We start from the raw sequence: 16,799 nt of genomic DNA, 5'->3' as shown, positions 1-16,799 counted from the left end.
TGTCTTCCCCCTAGGTCAACGCCTCGCTGACGAGCGTATTCCAGTACTCCTTTGATTGCGAGCGTCCTCGGCCCCTTGGGCAGCGGACAATGCAACCGCCCCTGGTCACTTACTTCACGTTCAGCTCCATCATGTAAGGGTTCGCACTCCCGGGGGGCCGTACGCCAATGCTGGACAATTATGAGATCGACCGGTTTGGCGTGATCCACCAGATCGACGTCACGCCGATCAAATACGACAAGAAGTACATGTCCTACTACGAGGATCTGAGCGACCGCACCATCAAGCTCGGCTATCAGCGGCTTGGCTGGGTGCTGGGCATCACCGGTCAAATACCGCGGTCCGTGCTGGAGATCGGCTATGGCACCGGCACCTTTATCGAAGCCGCGAAGATTACCGGAGTTGCCGACTGCGCCGGCTGCGACGTCACCAGGTTTCCGCTGCCCAAGGGCGTCCGCTTAGTTGACTGGCAGGAGGCGCTCGCCGGCGCGTGGGACCTCGTCGCCATGTTCGACGTGCTCGAGCACATCCCCGACCTGGGTTTCCTCGCCCGCCTTCAGGCCCGTCATTTGGCCATCGCCGTGCCCTATTGCCGCTGGCGTGAGCTCGGCGCCGATGGCGACGCGTGGTTTGAGACGTGGCGCATGCGTCTGCCCAACGAGCATTTGCACCATTTCGACCGGGACTCCCTGGTGGCGCTGCTCGCGCACCACGGCTTCGAATGCGTGACTTTGAATGGCTTCGAGGACGGGATCAGGCTGCGGCCGGGCGAGGCGGGACCGAATATTCTCTCGGGCTTTTTCAGGAAGCTATAGGCCGGGTTCTTCTGCGGCCGCGGTCAGCTGTCAGGCCTTCTGCTTGGTGAGCCGCTCCAGCGCATCCACAATCAGATCGCAGAATTTCGGATGGTCGAGCTTCATCGCCACGGTGTGGCGGAAGTCGGTCTGCTCGCTCGCCGAGCCTCCGAAATGGTGCATGCCGCCCATTTTCTCGAAATTGCAGACCGTCATGCCCTTGGTCCACCGTCCCGCGAGCTCGACGCGGATATCGGCTTTCTCGGTGGTGATGATGGTGGGATCGATCAGGGCCGCGACGCAGCACGCATCATGGATGGCGGGATACTCGATCTGCAGCAGGCCGCCATGGGTGGTCGCGATGAACTCCCATATATCGAGGATGAACTTGGCCATCGGGCCGCCGACGGCGCGCACCCTGTCCTGAAGACCCGGAGTTGCCAGGGCCTGAGTCTGCGTCAGGTCGAGACCCACCATGGTAACGTCCCACTTGGCCCGGAACACCACGTCGGCGGCTTCCGGATCGCCATAGATGTTGAACTCCGCCGCGGGCGTGATGTTGCCTCTGGTATAGGCGCCGCCCATCGCGACGACCCCTTTCACCCGCTCGACGATGCGTGGGTCCTTGCGCACGGCAAGCGCGATGTTGGTATAGGGACCGACCGGCACCAGCGTGATCGTCTTCGGCTCATGCGCCATGACCGTGTCGATGATGAAGTCGACGGCGTGGCGCTTGTCGAGCTCGAACGAGGCCGGCGGCAGCACGGGGCCGTCTAGCCCGGTCTCGCCATGGATCTCGATGGCCAGCACCTGATCGATAAGGAGCGGGCCGGGAGAGCCTTTCGCCACCGGCACCTTGATGCCATAAGCGGTGCAGACGGAAAGCGCATTGCGCGTGGTGTTCTCGACATTGTGGTTGCCCGAAACCGTGGTGATGCCGAGGAGATCGATGTTTGGATTGCCTGCCGCCAGCAGGATGGCGATAGCATCATCATGCCCAGGGTCGCAGTCCAGGATGATCTTTTCCATGGTGATACCTCCTCCGCCGACCGAGCTTGCCGGAACAAGAGACTGGCGTGTTTGCGTCGTCAAGGTTCTGGTCCTCGACAGATGTAGGGCCAACCCGCTCTGCCCGACACCGGCAGCTTAGCCAGGTTGCGGGAGGGGCCTTGCTATTTCCAACGCCAGGCCGGAGGATGCCGGCATGAAGAAAGAATATTCAAAGCCGACGCTCTTCCGCAAAGGCCGGCTGTCTGCCCAGACCGCCCAGCAAGCCCCATCCGGAGATTCGCAGGCTCCGGAATAAGGGCTAGCCAACGGCGGTTGAATCGACACGTCAGGCCAGCGAGCCAAGTGTCTGACATCGTTGGATGTGGGTTCTCTGGCCCTTCGCAGCGCCTCTCACATTCCCCAACTAATTTGCATACAAATGTTTCCGGCCGGCATCGCTACGTGAAGCGTTTCACCGTTGCCGCGCAATCGATCGGTTACAGACGCGGTTCAAGAGCCTGCCCGAGGCAGCGCTCTGCTGCTGCATAGGGGGGTACCGATGTTTGAAAGTCTCACCAGAATTCGCGCCGCCTTCGCGCGCGCCAGCAAGCACAGGAAGACCGTGCGGGCATTGAATGCGTTGCCGACGGAGATCCAGAAGGACATTGGCTGGACGGAGTCGAAGGCGATCGACGAGATACGGCTGCCGTTCTAGGCGAGGCAGTGGTCGCAGCGCCGAAATCGCACACGTGCGCAGCCCCTTGGCAAAGGGAAGGCGGGATCGTCGCCCTCCATTAGACATCCCTGCAAATCGGTCGTGGAAGGCAATGTTCCGGAAGAGCGGTGGCGTTCGCTTGCCGCTTCACTGGTGCGCGACCTGACCGGCCACGAAGACGTCGAGCCGGATCTCCTCGAGTGGATCGCGCGCAAGTAGCGGCAGCGCTACCCCACCCACCACCACAGCGCCGCGAGCACAAGCACGACCGCCGCGATCGACAGCCCCAGCATGATGTAGCTGCCCTTGATGATGTCGCGGATGATCTTCTTGACGCTTTCACGGTCGTTGAGGTTGGGGAAGGGCTCGTTGGGCTGCGCCACGCCGAGGAAGGCGCACAGCGGCGCCCAGCCTTCGCTGACCTTGAATACCAGGAGCTTTTCCGGTGGCACGGCGGCCTTCACCTCTTCAGTGTAGGCGTTGTAGCGGGCCACGGCCTTGGCGCGGTCGTCCATCACGCCGGCAAGCGTGCGGCCCCACACCAGCTTGTGCGACATGTCGCCGAATTTGCGGCCGAACGGCGTCAGCCATTCCAGTACCTTGAACTGCCACAGCGTCTCGGTGAAGTGGATCGTGTCGATGGTGCTTTCGTACCAGGCTTCGGCACCGCGCGGGTGCAACGTCAACAGCACCTTGGCGTCGGGATAGGCGGCCATCAATTCGCGCCACACGCAGCAGCCGGGATTGTCGACGGTCGCCGTGTAGTTGGCGAACACCCGGTTCCAGTCGTGCTGGGTGCCGGGCGGGGTGTTCGCCACCTTGCGCCAGAAATCGAGATGGCCCTTGTTGGCCTTGTTGAGGATGACTTCCTGCATGTGGTAGCTGGGAAAGCCGAGCCTGTTCAGCGCGGCAAAGGTCGACCATGTGCCGGTGCGGCCGAAGCCGGCCCCGATGAGCTTGAGCGTCATCTGCATCCCCCTTTGAACCGGTTTCTTTTTGTTCGGCCCAGCCAGGAATGAGGTTGCATCCACGCCTTTGGACGCGCAACAATTTTCCACGTTGAGCGATAAAAATGTCTCTGCTTTTTCGCCTGGGCCACGCGGAACGGCTTTCTGGCTATTCCAGCGGGTGAGGGAGCCTGATAATAGGTCAGCTAGATTGACCTAAATTCGCATGGCCGGAACGATCATGCCGGACCAGATGCCGTATCCCGGGAGGTGGGCTGATGAGTTTGATGGACCTGTTGGCGTCGCGCGCCTCGCGGATGAAGGCGTCGGAAATCCGCGAGCTGCTGAAACTGCTCGACCAGCCCGACATCATCTCGTTTGCCGGCGGCATTCCCGATCCGGCTTTGTTTCCCTCGCAGGCCATCGCCGACGCCTATGCCTCGGTGCTCGGCGGCCCGGATGCGGGCACAGCACTGCAATACCAGGTCTCGGAAGGCTATCTGCCGCTGCGGCGCTGGTTGGCCGGCCAGATGGGCAAGCTCGGCATCGGCTGCGACGAGCACAACATCTTCATCACCTCCGGCTCGCAGCAGGCGCTCGATTATCTCGGCAAACTGTTTCTGTCGCCCGGCGACACCGCGCTGGTGACGTGGCCGACCTATCTCGGCGCGCTGCAGGCCTTCAACGCCTATGAGCCGCGCTACGACCGGCTGACGCCGGACGGCGGCAACATGACGCCGGCCGCCTACCAGGCTGCGGCTTCCGCTGCCGGCGGCAAGGTAAAGTTCGCCTATCTCGTGCCGGATTTCGCCAATCCGACCGGCGAGACGCTGAACCGCGCGCAACGCGAGGCGGTGCTCGATCTCTCGGGTGAGCTTGACATCGCCGTCATCGAGGACGCCGCCTATCGCGCGCTGCGCTATGACGGGCAGGGCGAGCCGCCGATCCTGGCGCTCGACTGCGAGCGCTCGGGCGGTATCGACAATGCCCGCACGCTCTATTGCGGTTCGTTCTCAAAGATTCTGTCGCCGGGCATGCGCGTCGGCTGGGTCTGCGCGCCGCGCCGCGTCGTCGAGCGCCTGGTGCTGATGAAGCAGGCGTCTGACCTGCACAGCCCCTCGATCAACCAACTGGTCATGCACCGCGTCTCCGAGGCCGTGTATGACGGCCAGGTGGAAAAGCTGATCGGCGCCTACCGCGGTCGCCGCGACGCTCTGCTTGCCGCGCTCGAGGCCGAAATGCCCGACGGTGTGAGCTGGAGCCGCCCTGAAGGCGGCATGTTCGTCTGGCTGACGCTGCCCGAAGGTGCGGACGCCACAGCGCTGCTCGCCCGCTCGGTCAAGGAAGCCGGCGTCGCCTTCGTGCCGGGCAACGCCTTCCACGCCGACGGCTCGGGACGCAACACGATGCGGATGAGCTTCACGCTGGCCGACAGCAGAGCTGTGGGTGAGGGTGTGCCGAGACTGGCGAGGTTGATGCGGTAGCCAATCTCCCCCACATGGGGGGAGATCGGCAGCCTCAGCGCCTCACTCCGCCGCCACCAATTTATCCTGCGTCTTGGTCTCGAAATCACTGGCGTCGTGGCGTTCGTGCAGCTGCATGGTCGGGTCGCCGAAGGCGCGGTTGACCATGCGGCCGCGCTGCACCGTCGGGCGGGCGTCGATCGCCTTGGCCCAGCGTTGCACATGTTCGTAGTCCTGCACCGACAGGAACTCGCCGGAGTCATTGTACATGCGGCCGAGCACCAGCCCGCCATACCAGGGCCACACCGCCATGTCGGCGATCGAATAGCCGGCACCGCCGAGATATTCTGATACCGCCAGCCGCCGGTCGAGCACGTCGAGCTGGCGCTTGGTCTCCATGGAAAAGCGGTCGATGGCGTATTCGAACTTTTCCGGCGCATAGGCGTAGAAATGGCCGAAACCGCCGCCGAGATAGGGGGCGGACCCCATCTGCCAGAACAGCCAGGACAACGTTTCGGCGCGCGCCGGCTGTTCGGTCGGCAGGAACTCGCCGAACTTTTCCGCCAGGTACAGAAGGATCGAGCCGGACTCGAAGACGCGAACCGGCGTCTTGCCGCTGCGGTCCAGCAGCGCCGGGATCTTGGAATTGGGATTGATGTCGACGAAGCCCGAGCCGAACTGGTCGCCATCGTTGATGCGGATCAGCCAGGCGTCGTATTCGGCGCCCTTGTGGCCGAGCGCCAGCAGTTCCTCCAGCATGACAGTCACCTTGACGCCGTTCGGCGTCGCCAGCGAGTAGAGCTGCAGCGGATGCTTGCCCACCGGCAGCACCTTGTCATGCGTCGGTCCGGCGATCGGCCGATTGATGCTGGCGAACGTGCCGCCATTGGGTTTCTTCCAACTCCAGACTTTCGGCGGGGTGTATTCGGTCATGCGAGGAATTCCTTGGATTTGACGGGGCGGAACCGGCTTGCGCGACGGCGCGAGTTGATGGCGGAAAAAGTCGGCGGAACGTAGATACTGACAGAGATAGGTGCAATTCAGAAAGGTTCAACTTCCGTTGAACTATTATCAATGTCGGTGCCTTTTCCTTCGCCCCGTTCACGGGGAGAAGGTGCCCGAAGGGCGGATGAGGGGCAGCGCTGGCCTCTGAAAATGATGTCCGGAGATGATTGTCTCGATGCCCGGCCCTTCGCAAGGCTCCCAGCCCTTCGGGCGTTCAGCCCCATCAAAAGGTCCACTGGACCTTTTGATCCGCCCGAAGGCGGACCGGGCCATCACCGCTCGAAGCTCGAAAAGCCAAGCAATTGGCTTTTCGTTCGCTGCGCGAACCACCTCTCGCCCCTTGTGTCTTGTGGGGCGCGGCATACCTATAGAGGGTAATCCCCGCCCGCCAGGATGAAAGCATGCCCATAGATCCCCTTTCCCCGCTCTTGCGTTCGGTCGTCGCCGTGCGTGCCACGGTTCCCGATGACGCTTTTACGGCGAACGCCTTGGGCACGCGCCGGGAAGGCAGCGGCGTCGTTATCCGCGGCGACGGGCTGGTGCTCACCATCGGCTATCTCATCACCGAGGCCGAAGAAGTCTGGCTGACCGATCAGGACGGACGCGTCGTGCCGGCGCACGCGCTGGCCTACGACCAGGAGACCGGCTTCGGCCTGGTGCAGGCGCTGGCGCCGCTCGGTCTGCCGGCGGTGGCGCTCGGCGATGCCGAAAAGGCCAAGGTCGGCGACCCCGTGGTGTTTGCCGACGGCACCGGCCGCTCGGTCAAGGCGCACATCGTCACCAAGCAGGAATTCGCCGGCTATTGGGAATACCTGCTCGACGAGGCGATCTTCATCGCGCCGGCGCATCCGTCCTGGGGCGGGGCGGCGCTGATCGGCCAGGACGGCAGCCTGCTCGGCATCGGCTCGCTGCTGTTGCAGATGAGCCGCAATGGTGAGGTCGCTGACATCAACATGGTCGTGCCGATCAACCTTCTGACGCCGATTCTCGACGATCTCCTGACGCGCGGCCAGGTGGCGAAGCCGCCACGGCCGTGGCTCGGCGCCTTCTCGGCCGAGTCGAACGGCGCTGTGATAGTGATGAGCGTTGCCGAAGGTGGCCCCGCCGCCAAGGCCGGTCTGCGCCAGGGCGACATCATCTCCGACGTGCGCGACGGCGAGGTCGATGGGCTCGCCGATTTCTACCGCAAGCTATGGCAGAACCCCGCCGGTTCGGAGATCCCGCTCAGGGTGGTGCGCGACGGTCGCGAAACCTGGCTGCGTGTCAAATCCGCCGACCGCAACAGCTTTCTGAAGAAGCCGCATCTGCAGTGAATGAGCGCCTCCACCTTCTCCCACAGGGGGAGAAGGGAAGGGGGTCCGATGGTTGGCCTGCGGAGGTCTGCTGACGAAAACCGGCATCGACCGCCGGTATATCAGGTGCGGCAACGAACGAGGTGATGATGGCGCCGATCACGGTCGATCCGCAAAAGGTTCGCGAATTCCCCGATCCGGAAAGTTTTTACGCCTGGCTGAAGGAGAATCATGCCAGCGAGACCGAGGTCTGGATCAAGGTGCACAAGGTAGGCTCGGGCCTCGCCTCGATCACGCCCAAGCAGGCCATCGACGTGGTGCTGTGCTTCGGCTGGATCGATGCGGTGCGCAAGTCGCTCGACGACAAGAGCTTTCTGCAGCGCTACACGCCGCGCGGCAAAAAGAGCATCTGGAGCAAGATCAACATCGACAATGTCGCCCGCCTGGTCGAGGAGCGCCGGATGACCGAACACGGACAGAAACAGGTCGAGGCGGCCAAGGCCGACGGCCGCTGGGATCGCGCCTATGCCAGCGGCAAGGACATGAAGATCCCCGACGAATTGCAGACCGCCATCGATGCCGAACCCAAGGCGAAAGAGATGCTGGCGAAGCTTTCCGCCCAGAACCGCTTCGCGCTGGCGTTTCGAACCCACAACATGAAAACCGAGGCGGGCCGCAAGAAGAAGATCGAGGCTTTCGTCGAGATGCTGAAGCGCGGCGAGACGATCTATCCGCAAGGGAAAAAGTGACTGAGGACCGAGCGATGACCACCGCACTCCATTCCGGCAAGGTCGCACTCGTCACCGGTGGTAATCGCGGCATTGGTCTGGAGACCGGCCGACAGCTTGCGGCGCTTGGCTTCACCGTGCTGCTCGGCTCGCGCGATCTCGCCAAGGGCGAGGCGGCGGCAAGACAGCTAGGCGGCAAGGTGGAAGCGATCGCGCTGGATGTAGCAGCAGTCGATGCGGCAGCACTTGCCGGGGCCGAGGTTGAGCGCCGCTTCGGCCGGCTCGACGTGCTCGTGAACAATGCCGCCATCCACTACGATCCGCGTGCGCGGGCGCTCAAACCGGACTGGACGGTGATCCGCGAAGCCTTCGAGACCAATGTCTTCGGCGCCTGGCGCGTCGCGGCCGCCTGTGCGCCGCTGCTCGGCACGTCCGGTCATGGCAGGCTGGTCAACGTCTCCTCCGAGGGCGGTTCGCTCGCTTCGATGGGCGCCGGCGCGCCGGCTTATTCGACGACCAAGGCGACGCTCAACGCGCTGACCTGCATCCTGGCGGCCGAATTGCGAGGCGCCGGCGTGCTGGTCAACGCCATCTGCCCCGGCTGGGTGGCGACCGACATGGGCGGTCCGGGCGGCCGCCCGGTGGGACAAGGTGCGGCCGGCATCGTCTGGGCCGCCACCTTGCCGGATGACGGCCCGACTGGCGGCTTCTTCCGCGACGGCAAAAGATTGCCGTGGTGAAGAAGCCGCCGCGCACCCTGCGCCATGCTACCAAAATAGCATTCTCGCCTTGCGATATGTGATGCTAGGCTCCCGATGCACCCAGGGCGGAGGGCGCTAGAGGAGGAGTGGCGGGCGCGACCGCCCGAACTTTCAGCGAGAATCGGGACAGAACTGTTGAACCATTGCGAGGCAACCGCGTTCCCCGTGGTTGGCCATATGGGAGGAATTACCTGTGAAAGCATCCTATCTCGTTTCAGCCGCGCTGCTTGCGGCGACTGCGATGCCGGCGGCGGCCGGCGAAATTTCCGACGGCAAGGTCAAGATCGGCATTCTCAACGACCAGTCGGGCGTCTATGCCGATTTCGGCGGCAAATGGTCGGTCGAGGCCGCCAAGATGGCCGTTGAGGATTTTGGCGGCAAGGTGCAGGGCGCGCCGATCGAGATCGTCAACGCCGATCACCAGAACAAGCCCGACATCGCCTCCAATATCGCGCGCCAGTGGTACGACACCGAACAAGTCGACGCCATCATGGAGCTCACCACCTCGTCCGTCGCGCTGGCCGTCCAGGGGCTGTCCAAGGAAAAGAAGAAGATCGACATCGTCACCGGCGCGGCTTCGGCGGATCTCACCGGCAAGCAGTGCTCGCCCTATGGCTTCCACTGGGTCTACGATACCCATTCCCAGGCGGTCGGCACCGGTGGTGCGCTGGTCCAGCAGGGCGGCGACAGCTGGTATTTCATCACCGTCGACTATGCCTTCGGTTATTCGCTGAAGGAACAGACCGCAAAGCTGGTTGAATCAAGCGGCGGCAAGGTGCTCGGCGAAGTGCGCTATCCCCTTGGCTCCACCGACTATTCCTCCTTCCTGCTGCAGGCGCAGTCCTCCGGCGCCAAGGTCGTCGGCCTTGCCAATGCCGGCCTCGACACCGCCAACTCGATCAAGCAGGCGGCCGAGTTCGGCATCGTCGCCGGCGGCCAGCGGCTGGCGGCACTTCTGTTCACCCTTGCCGAAGTGCATGGGCTCGGCCTGCAGGCGGCGCAGGGCGTGGTGCTGACTGAAGGTTTTTACTGGGACCGCGACGACAAGAGCCGCGACTTCGCCGACCGCTTCTTCAAGCGCACCAACCGCATGCCCAACATGGTCCAGGCCGGCATCTATTCGGCGGTGCTGCAATATCTGAAGGCCATCGACAAGGCCGGCACCGACGAGACCGAAGCGGTCGCCAAGCAGTTGCACGAACTGCCGGTCGACGACGTCTTCACCGCCAACGGCAAGGTGCAGGCCGACGGCTCGATGGTGCACGACATGTATCTCTATCAGGTCAAGAAGCCCGAGGAGAGCAAGAAGGACTGGGACTACTACACCTACCTGGCGACCATTCCGGGCGACAAGGCCTTCATCAAGGCCGAAGACAGCGGTTGCCCGCTCGTCACCAAGTGACGCTGGAGACCGCAGCCGCCGCCCGCGCGGACGGCAAAGAGCAGATGCCGCGGGTGGTGCTTTCCGCCCGCGGTCTCAGGCGCGACTTTGCCGGTTTCGTCGCCGTCAACAATGTCGACCTCGACGTCCACCACGGCCAGATCCATGCGCTGATCGGGCCGAACGGCGCCGGCAAGACGACGATCTTCAACCTGTTGACCAAATTCCTGCAGCCGAGCAGCGGCAGGATCGAACTGCTCGGCAACGACATCACCCGCACCGCGCCGGCCAAGGTGGCGCGCATGGGCCTCGTCCGCTCGTTCCAGATCTCGGCGATCTTTCCGCACCTCAGCGTGCTGGACAATGTGCGCGTCGCCCTGCAGCGGCCGAGCGGGCTGGGCTTCCAGTTCTGGCGCTCGCTGTCAGCGCTCGACGAACTTACGCCACGGGCGCGCGAACTGCTCGCCATCGTCGGCCTCGACGATGTCGCGCATCGTCTGGCCGGCGATCTTTCCTATGGCAGGAAGCGCGTGCTCGAGATCGCCACCACGCTGGCGCTCGATCCGAAGGTGCTGCTGCTCGACGAACCGATGGCCGGCATGGGGCACGAGGATGTCGGCACCATCTCCGGCATCATCCGCTCTCTGGCCAGGGAGCGCGCCGTGCTGATGGTCGAGCACAATCTCACCGTCGTTGCCGATCTCTGCGACTGGATCACGGTGATGCAGCGCGGCCAGGTGCTCGCCGCCGGCGACTATGCGACCGTCAGCAGCGACGAGCGTGTCCGCGTCGCTTACATGGGGACCGAGCCAGAGGACCGGGCATGAGTGAGCCGCTGCTGGCCGTGCGCGATCTCCACGCCTGGTATGGCGAGGGCCATGCCCTGCATGGCGTCAACCTTGACGTCTTCCGTGGCGAGACGGTGACGCTGCTCGGCCGCAACGGCGTCGGCAAGACCACCACGCTGCGCGCCATCATGGGGCTGGTACGCAAGCGCAGCGGCAGCGTCACCTTCGACGGCAGCGACCTTATGCGCCTGCCATTGCATCGCGTTGCCCATAAGGGCCTGGGCTTCGTGCCGGAAGAGCGCGGCATCTTCGCCACGCTCACCGTCGACGAGAACCTGATCCTGCCGCCGGTGGTGGCCAAGGGCGGCATGAGCGTCGAGGAAATCTTCGATCTCTTCCCCAACCTCAAGGAGCGTCGCAACAGCCCCGGGACGAAACTCTCCGGCGGCGAGCAGCAGATGCTCGCCATTGCCCGCATCCTGCGGACCGGCGTGCAGATGCTGCTGCTCGACGAGCCGACCGAGGGCCTGGCGCCGGTCATCGTCCAGCGCATCGGTGAATTGCTGGCCGCCTTGAAAAAGCGCGGCATGACCATCCTGCTCGTCGAGCAGAATTTCCGCTTCGCCGCCCGCATCGCCGACCGATTCTATCTGATGGAGCATGGCAAGGTGGTGGAGGGTTTTGCCGTAAGCGAGCTTTCCGCTCACACCGAACAGCTGCACGAGGTGCTTGGGGTATGACGCCATGACGATGATCTTCGGCATCCCCGTCCAGGCCTTGCTCGGGCAGATGCTGGTCGGGCTGATCAACGGCTCCTTCTATGCCATGCTCAGCCTTGGACTGGCCGTTATATTCGGCCTCTTGCGCATCATCAATTTCGCCCATGGCGCGCTCTATATGTTCGGCGCCTTCATCGGCTATCTGATGCTCGTTCATCTCGGCATCGGCTACTGGCCGGCGCTGGTCCTGGTGCCGCTCGTCGTCGGTGTGTTCGGCATGGCGGTGGAGCGCCTGGCGCTGTCGCGGCTTTACCGTCTCGATCCGCTCTACGGCCTGCTCTTCACCTTCGGCCTGGCGCTGGTCATCGAAGGCGTGTTCCGCTTCTACTACGGTGTGTCCGGCAATCCCTACGCCGTGCCGTCGCAACTCGCCGGCGGCACCAATCTCGGCTTCATGTTCCTGCCCAACTATCGCGGCTGGGTGGTGGTGGCTTCGCTCATCGTCTGCATCGGCACCTGGCTGCTGACCGAAAAGACCAGGCTCGGCTCCTACCTGCGCGCCGCGACCGAGAACCCGGAGCTGGTGCAAGCCTTCGGCGTCAACGTGCCGCTGCTGCTCACGCTCACCTACGGGCTGGGCGCGGCCCTTGCCGGCCTGGCAGGCATCCTCGCCGCACCCGTCTACCAGGTCAGCCCGCTGATGGGCTCGGATCTCATCATCGTCGTCTTCGCCGTCGTCGTGGTCGGCGGCATGGGCTCGATCCTCGGCGCCATCGTCACCGGCTACATGCTCGGTCTCGCCGAAGGCCTGACCAAGGTGTTCTATCCCGAGGCATCGAACCTCGTCGTCTTCGTCATCATGGCGATCGTGCTGCTCTTGCGCCCCGCCGGCCTGTTTGGAAGGGATGCCTGAGATGAGCGAGGCGACCCTTCACGAACAGCGTACCGCCGCTTCGGTTCGGCTTGAGCGGGTACTGATAGCATTGGCCATACTGGCGCTCATCGCCGCGCCCTTCTTCGTCTACCCCATCTTCCTGATGAAGATGCTGTGCTTCGCGCTGTTTGCCTGTGCCTTCAACCTGTTGCTTGGCTACACCGGGCTGTTGTCCTTCGGCCACGCCACCTTCTACGGCGCCGCCGCCTATTTCTGTGCCTACGCCGTCAAGGCATGGGGCTGGCCACCGGAAGCCGGCATCCTGCTTGGCACCGCCGGCGCGGCTGTGCTCGGGCTGGTCATGGGCTTCCTCGCCATCCGCCGGCAGGGCATCTATTTCTCGATGATCACACTGGCGCTGGCGCAGATGTTCTACTTCTTCTGTGTCCAGGCGCCGTTCACCGAAGGCGAGGACGGCATCCAGGGCGTGCCGCGCGGCACGCTGTTCGGCATCGTCGATCTCAACGTCACGCTCAACATGTACTTTTTCGTGCTCGCCGTTTTCCTCCTCGGCGTTTTCGCCGTCTGGCGCATCGTCAACTCGCCCTTCGGCATGATCCTGCGTTCGATCCGCGAGAACGAGAACCGCGCCATTTCGCTGGGCTATTCGGTCGGCCGCTACAAGCTCGCCGCCTTCGTCATGTCGGCAGCGCTCGCCGGGCTTGCCGGCGCGACCAAGGCAATCGTCTTCCAGTTCGCCACGCTCACCGACGTCACCTGGCAGATGTCGGGCGAGGTGATCCTGATGACGCTGCTTGGCGGCATCGGCACCATGGTCGGTCCGGTCGTCGGCGCCGGCCTCGTCGTCGGCCTGGAAAACACGCTCGCCACCTCGGGGTTTCCGGTCACCATCGCCACCGGCCTGATCTTCATGATCTGCGTGCTCGTCTTCCGCCGCGGCATCGTCGGCGAAATCTATGCGCGGTGGCTGGCGCCGGCTGACGGCGGCCCCGACGGAGCCTGACGTCGTCCGCGCGCTTCAGTCCTTGGCCTCGCATGGGTGAGTTCGGCGTCGCGATGCGCGACCGGGCCGCTGATTCGAGCAGGCACTCTCCGGTGTTTGTATCCAGACAGGTGAATTTCGGTCGGATTCTTGTCTCCAACAGCAGTGAAATTGTCTTGTACCGCATGGATATTGCTGGCCTCTGGACAACAGTTTAACTGGTCCAATAGGTTGCGCATCCGACTGAAGACGCGCACGCAGAAAGACGCGGTTGCCCTTGAAAAAGAATGTCTTCTCGTCGGTCGACCTCCCGGCGCATCTCGACGATCGCTCGCGTTTCGCGCTCTGGCAGGACATCCATGTCGCCGAGATTTGGTCGGTCGAATATACCATCTCCGGCAACCGGCCGTTCGAGGCGGCAATCGAAGCGACCGCCGTCGGGCCGGTGGTGCTCGGGCAGATGGCCGGAACGATCCAGCATGCCAGCCGCAAGGGGCGCAATATCGCCGACGATGGGCGCGACGGCTATCTGCTGCTGGTCAACAATGGCGACACACTGCTGAGCGGTGCCCAGGTCGGCCGTGACTACAGCGTGGGCAAAGGCCAAGCCGCGCTGGTCTCGGCTTCGGAAGCGCTGGAAATGTACGGCAGCGACTGGAACATCTGGGCCAATGTGGTGGTGCCCCGCGAAACCCTGGAGAAAGCCTTCGCCAATATCGACGACCGGCTGGCGCTGACCATCGGCGCCGGCAATGAGGCGCTCGACATGCTCAAGCGCTATTGCAGCTTTCTGGGAGCGGGACCCGCCTTGGTCTCGCCGGAGCTGGTCACCCATGCCACCGAAACGATCGTCGACCTGATTGGCCTGGCGACCGGGGCGAAGGGCGAGCCCGCCGAGCTGGCGGGACTGCGCGGGCTGCGCGCGGCAAGGCTGCAGGCCATCCTGGACAAGATCCGGGACAATTTCGCCGATCCCGCCATTTCGGCCCAGAGCGTCGCCCAGCAACTGCGGCTGTCCCCGCGCTATGTTCATGATCTCCTGCAGGAGACCGGGACGAGTTTCGCCGAGCGCGTTCTCGAACTGCGCCTGCAGAGGGCTCACCGCATGCTCGCCGACCGTCGCAACGACCGGATGCGGATCAGCGAGATCGCGTTGCTCAGCGGGTTCTCCGACGTATCCTACTTCAATCGCTGTTTCCGCCGCCGCTTTGGCTCGACACCGAGCGGCGCCCGCTAAGAAAATCGATGTCCCCGAAGGCACGCTCTTGGGTCCTGACCCAAGGGCGCGGAGCCTTTTTTGGATGGCCACATTCAAAAAAACAATGACTCGAGCGCGTCGGTTGATTCTGTCGAACTGCTTTGCAGGCCCATCGGCTGATGCCGAACGGCCACACTGATCGCGCAAGTGCCGTAGCGCTTTCCAGGACAATTCCAGTGCGGCTCAGCCCAAGACGCCGCCGGCGAACAATGCAAAACCTCGACGACGCCCGGATCGCCGCGGAGCATTTCCACGGCCGGGGGGACGCAACATCATCGGGGTAGCAAACAGTGAAAACGATTCTTCTCGCCACAGCCTTCATTCTCGCGCCTGTCGGCATCGCGTCCGCGGCCGACATCAATGAAACCTTGCCCGTTGCCGCCGAGTACGACTGGTCAGGCCTCTATGCCGGCGTTCACTTCGGGTACGCGGCCGGAAAATCCGATCTTTCCATCCCCACCAGTGCCATTGAAGCTTCGCTCGATCCGGACGGTTTTATTGGCGGCGTCCATATCGGCGTCAATCAGGAAATGGCGAACCGCTTTGTGCTCGGTGCCGAGGCTGACATTGCCTACAGCAATGTAGACAGTCTGACGACCTTCGCCGGTGCTGGCGCGTTGCTCAAGAGCGAACTCAAGTGGTCGGGGTCGGCCCGGCTGCGGGCCGGCTATGCTTTCGATCGGACCATGCCTTACATCACTGCCGGCGTGGCCGCGGCCAAGTATGAAGTGACTGCGATCAGCACGGGCCCCGGCGGTACGATTCCATTCCACGACGAAACCCATATTGGCTGGACGGCTGGCGCCGGCGTCGAGCACGCCTTCACCGACAAGTGGATCGCTCGCGTCGAATATCGCTACACCGACTTCGGCAGCAAGCCTCTCTCGATTGCAGCTGGTCTTGGTACGGCTGCGGACGTCGATCTCCAGACGCACGATATCCGGGCCGGCCTTAGCTACAAGTTCTGATACGCCGGACCGAACAAGACCCCGAAGGTTGTGTCCAACTTTCGGGGGTCAGTTCACCCCGTGCGGGGGTTGTTCGTGCCTGAGGCATGATCTGCGTGCTCGTCTTCCGTCGCCGCACAGTCGGCGAGTTTATGCGATGGCTGGTGCGGCCAGGCGCTCAATAGGTGATGGTGACCACCACCGTGTCGGTGTAGACGCCGGCCGACGGCGTCGCCTGCGGCGGCACGCGGCCGTAGACAGCGAGCGGCTGCGCCGCGCCGGTGCCGGTGCCGGCGACCGTGCTTCCCGGCGTTCCTGCGTCACCCCAGGGCTGCGAGCGGGCGTTGTCCTTGTAGAGGCCGTAGGTTACCCGCTCAGCCCCCTTCGACATCTTGCGGGTGGTCGGTGTGCCGCCCGTAGTGCCGCCATTGAGCGAGACCGTATAGGCGGTGGACGGGGTGCAGGTGACCGAAACCTGGCCGGTGGCGTCGACATTCGCGTCGAGCACGCCCTTGGAGCCGAAATCGATGTTCTGGGTGGTGACCAGGCAGTTGGCCGCAATCGTGGCGTTGATGGTGAAGGTCGGAGAGGCGGCCAGGGTGCCCAAGCCGGTGTCGCAATTGCTGCCCAGCAGGGTTGTCCGGTAGCGGAACTCGACATGCCCGCCCGAAAACGTCGACAGATAGGTGCCGGGCGGAACGGTCGCCTGCCCGCCGGGAACCCGGCCATAGAGCGTCAAGGTGCCGGATGAGTTTCCCAGGATACTGGGGCTCAGCAGCAGCGGCGGCGGGCGCGAGGCATAGGCCCAGGCATAGGAGCCCCAGACGACGCTCATCGCCGGGTCCGAATAGATCTGGTAATCGAGGCTGTTGGCGCCGCTCAGCATCTGCCTTGCTGCCGCCGAGGTTGCGCCGCCGGTGCCGGCGGCGAGATGCGGACAGACCAGGATGGGCAGCAGCAACGGCAGGCTGCCGCTGCAGGTCACGCTGAGGGTGGCCGTCGATGTCGCCGCGCTGCCCGACAGCGTGTCGACCGCGCCGAAATTCATATTGGTGACGGTAAAGCTGCAGCTTTGCGCCAGGGCAAGCGACGGCAGCAGCGCCAGGAAGGCGACGAGTACGGCGCGCAGCATCT

17 protein-coding genes are annotated in these 16,799 nt (G+C 63.7%); 13 read left to right on the top strand and 4 right to left on the bottom strand.

Annotated elements, in window-relative coordinates:
• The first annotated feature begins 167 nt into the window (after nt 1–167).
• Nucleotides 168–815 carry a class I SAM-dependent methyltransferase gene (locus ACWGTO_RS27050; RefSeq protein WP_454577853.1) on the top strand — a complete coding sequence of 216 codons (648 nt, stop codon included), beginning with the start codon at nt 168–170 and terminating at the stop codon, nt 813–815.
• Between the two features lie 30 nt (nt 816–845).
• Here the strand turns inward: ACWGTO_RS27050 and ACWGTO_RS27045 are convergent, their stop codons facing one another.
• Nucleotides 846–1,823 carry a nucleoside hydrolase gene (locus ACWGTO_RS27045; RefSeq protein ID WP_454577852.1) on the bottom strand — a complete coding sequence of 326 codons (978 nt, stop codon included), beginning with the start codon at nt 1,821–1,823 and terminating at the stop codon, nt 846–848.
• Between the two features lie 520 nt (nt 1,824–2,343).
• Here ACWGTO_RS27045 and ACWGTO_RS27040 point away from each other — a divergent pair.
• The gene (locus tag ACWGTO_RS27040) at nt 2,344–2,499 is read left to right on the top strand and encodes a DUF1127 domain-containing protein (RefSeq protein ID WP_181060164.1); all 156 of its coding nucleotides are present in this window, start codon (nt 2,344–2,346) and stop codon (nt 2,497–2,499) included.
• A gap of 227 nt (nt 2,500–2,726) precedes the next feature.
• Here the strand turns inward: ACWGTO_RS27040 and ACWGTO_RS27035 are convergent, their stop codons facing one another.
• Nucleotides 2,727–3,467, bottom strand: a complete 741-nt coding sequence (locus tag ACWGTO_RS27035; protein ID WP_454577851.1) for a sulfotransferase family protein — start codon at nt 3,465–3,467, stop codon at nt 2,727–2,729.
• A gap of 257 nt (nt 3,468–3,724) precedes the next feature.
• Here ACWGTO_RS27035 and ACWGTO_RS27030 point away from each other — a divergent pair, with 257 nt between their 5' ends.
• On the top strand, nt 3,725–4,930 hold the full coding sequence (locus ACWGTO_RS27030; protein WP_454577850.1) for an aminotransferase-like domain-containing protein: 1,206 nt from the start codon (nt 3,725–3,727) through the stop codon (nt 4,928–4,930).
• A gap of 42 nt (nt 4,931–4,972) precedes the next feature.
• Here the strand turns inward: ACWGTO_RS27030 and yghU are convergent, their stop codons facing one another.
• Nucleotides 4,973–5,842: a glutathione-dependent disulfide-bond oxidoreductase gene (yghU, locus tag ACWGTO_RS27025; RefSeq protein ID WP_454577849.1), complete on the bottom strand. Its 870-nt coding sequence runs from the start codon at nt 5,840–5,842 to the stop codon at nt 4,973–4,975.
• A gap of 473 nt (nt 5,843–6,315) precedes the next feature.
• Between yghU and ACWGTO_RS27020 the strand changes: the two genes are divergently transcribed.
• The 10 genes from ACWGTO_RS27020 to ACWGTO_RS26975 all read left to right on the top strand — a co-directional run bounded on the left by ACWGTO_RS27020 (nt 6,316) and on the right by ACWGTO_RS26975 (nt 15,686).
• Nucleotides 6,316–7,227, top strand: a complete 912-nt coding sequence (locus tag ACWGTO_RS27020) for a S1C family serine protease (protein WP_454577848.1) — start codon at nt 6,316–6,318, stop codon at nt 7,225–7,227.
• Nucleotides 7,228–7,355: 128 nt separating this feature from the next.
• Entirely contained in the window at nt 7,356–7,955 is a 600-nt protein-coding gene (locus ACWGTO_RS27015; protein WP_454577847.1) for a YdeI/OmpD-associated family protein, read from the top strand.
• A 14-nt stretch (nt 7,956–7,969) separates the two neighbouring features.
• Complete coding sequence (locus ACWGTO_RS27010) at nt 7,970–8,674, top strand: SDR family NAD(P)-dependent oxidoreductase (protein ID WP_454577846.1); 705 nt, start codon at nt 7,970–7,972, stop codon at nt 8,672–8,674.
• A gap of 214 nt (nt 8,675–8,888) precedes the next feature.
• The gene (locus ACWGTO_RS27005) at nt 8,889–10,097 is read left to right on the top strand and encodes an ABC transporter substrate-binding protein (protein ID WP_454577845.1); all 1,209 of its coding nucleotides are present in this window, start codon (nt 8,889–8,891) and stop codon (nt 10,095–10,097) included.
• A gap of 44 nt (nt 10,098–10,141) precedes the next feature.
• Nucleotides 10,142–10,903: an ABC transporter ATP-binding protein gene (locus ACWGTO_RS27000; RefSeq protein WP_454577877.1), complete on the top strand. Its 762-nt coding sequence runs from the start codon at nt 10,142–10,144 to the stop codon at nt 10,901–10,903.
• On the top strand, nt 10,900–11,604 hold the full coding sequence (locus ACWGTO_RS26995; RefSeq protein WP_454577844.1) for an ABC transporter ATP-binding protein: 705 nt from the start codon (nt 10,900–10,902) through the stop codon (nt 11,602–11,604). Before ACWGTO_RS27000 ends, ACWGTO_RS26995 begins: the two co-directional genes overlap by 4 nt.
• 4 nt (nt 11,605–11,608) lie before the next feature.
• Complete coding sequence (locus tag ACWGTO_RS26990) at nt 11,609–12,496, top strand: branched-chain amino acid ABC transporter permease (protein WP_454577843.1); 888 nt, start codon at nt 11,609–11,611, stop codon at nt 12,494–12,496.
• Between the two features lies 1 nt (nt 12,497).
• Entirely contained in the window at nt 12,498–13,481 is a 984-nt protein-coding gene (locus tag ACWGTO_RS26985; RefSeq protein WP_454577842.1) for a branched-chain amino acid ABC transporter permease, read from the top strand.
• Nucleotides 13,482–13,737: 256 nt separating this feature from the next.
• Nucleotides 13,738–14,697, top strand: coding sequence for a helix-turn-helix transcriptional regulator (locus ACWGTO_RS26980; RefSeq protein WP_454577841.1), 960 nt, complete (start codon nt 13,738–13,740; stop codon nt 14,695–14,697).
• Nucleotides 14,698–15,008: 311 nt separating this feature from the next.
• Nucleotides 15,009–15,686, top strand: a complete 678-nt coding sequence (locus ACWGTO_RS26975) for an outer membrane protein (protein WP_454577840.1) — start codon at nt 15,009–15,011, stop codon at nt 15,684–15,686.
• 157 nt (nt 15,687–15,843) lie between these two features.
• On the opposite strand, the gene ACWGTO_RS26970 is transcribed toward ACWGTO_RS26975, so the two are convergent.
• Nucleotides 15,844–16,797: a Csu type fimbrial protein gene (locus tag ACWGTO_RS26970; RefSeq protein ID WP_454577876.1), complete on the bottom strand. Its 954-nt coding sequence runs from the start codon at nt 16,795–16,797 to the stop codon at nt 15,844–15,846.
• Between the last annotated feature and the right edge of the window lie 2 nt (nt 16,798–16,799).

The sequence above is a fragment of the Mesorhizobium sp. PL10 genome (genome assembly GCF_053714315.1).
Note: the sequence above shows the minus strand (reverse complement) of the source record. Positions and strands in the feature narration are given on the sequence as shown.

Coding starts and splice junctions, on each gene's coding strand:
- ACWGTO_RS27050 (WP_454577853.1), top strand. CDS start 168: ATGCTGGACAATTATGAGATCGACCGGTTTGGCGTGATCCACCAGATC.
- ACWGTO_RS26985 (WP_454577842.1), top strand. CDS start 12,498: ATGAGCGAGGCGACCCTTCACGAACAGCGTACCGCCGCTTCGGTTCGG.
- ACWGTO_RS27000 (WP_454577877.1), top strand. CDS start 10,142: ATGCCGCGGGTGGTGCTTTCCGCCCGCGGTCTCAGGCGCGACTTTGCC.
- ACWGTO_RS27015 (WP_454577847.1), top strand. CDS start 7,356: ATGGCGCCGATCACGGTCGATCCGCAAAAGGTTCGCGAATTCCCCGAT.
- ACWGTO_RS27020 (WP_454577848.1), top strand. CDS start 6,316: ATGCCCATAGATCCCCTTTCCCCGCTCTTGCGTTCGGTCGTCGCCGTG.
- yghU (WP_454577849.1), bottom strand. CDS start 5,842: ATGACCGAATACACCCCGCCGAAAGTCTGGAGTTGGAAGAAACCCAAT.
- ACWGTO_RS27035 (WP_454577851.1), bottom strand. CDS start 3,467: ATGACGCTCAAGCTCATCGGGGCCGGCTTCGGCCGCACCGGCACATGG.
- ACWGTO_RS27030 (WP_454577850.1), top strand. CDS start 3,725: ATGAGTTTGATGGACCTGTTGGCGTCGCGCGCCTCGCGGATGAAGGCG.
- ACWGTO_RS26995 (WP_454577844.1), top strand. CDS start 10,900: ATGAGTGAGCCGCTGCTGGCCGTGCGCGATCTCCACGCCTGGTATGGC.
- ACWGTO_RS26970 (WP_454577876.1), bottom strand. CDS start 16,797: ATGCTGCGCGCCGTACTCGTCGCCTTCCTGGCGCTGCTGCCGTCGCTT.
- ACWGTO_RS27040 (WP_181060164.1), top strand. CDS start 2,344: ATGTTTGAAAGTCTCACCAGAATTCGCGCCGCCTTCGCGCGCGCCAGC.
- ACWGTO_RS26990 (WP_454577843.1), top strand. CDS start 11,609: ATGACGATGATCTTCGGCATCCCCGTCCAGGCCTTGCTCGGGCAGATG.
- ACWGTO_RS27045 (WP_454577852.1), bottom strand. CDS start 1,823: ATGGAAAAGATCATCCTGGACTGCGACCCTGGGCATGATGATGCTATC.
- ACWGTO_RS27010 (WP_454577846.1), top strand. CDS start 7,970: ATGACCACCGCACTCCATTCCGGCAAGGTCGCACTCGTCACCGGTGGT.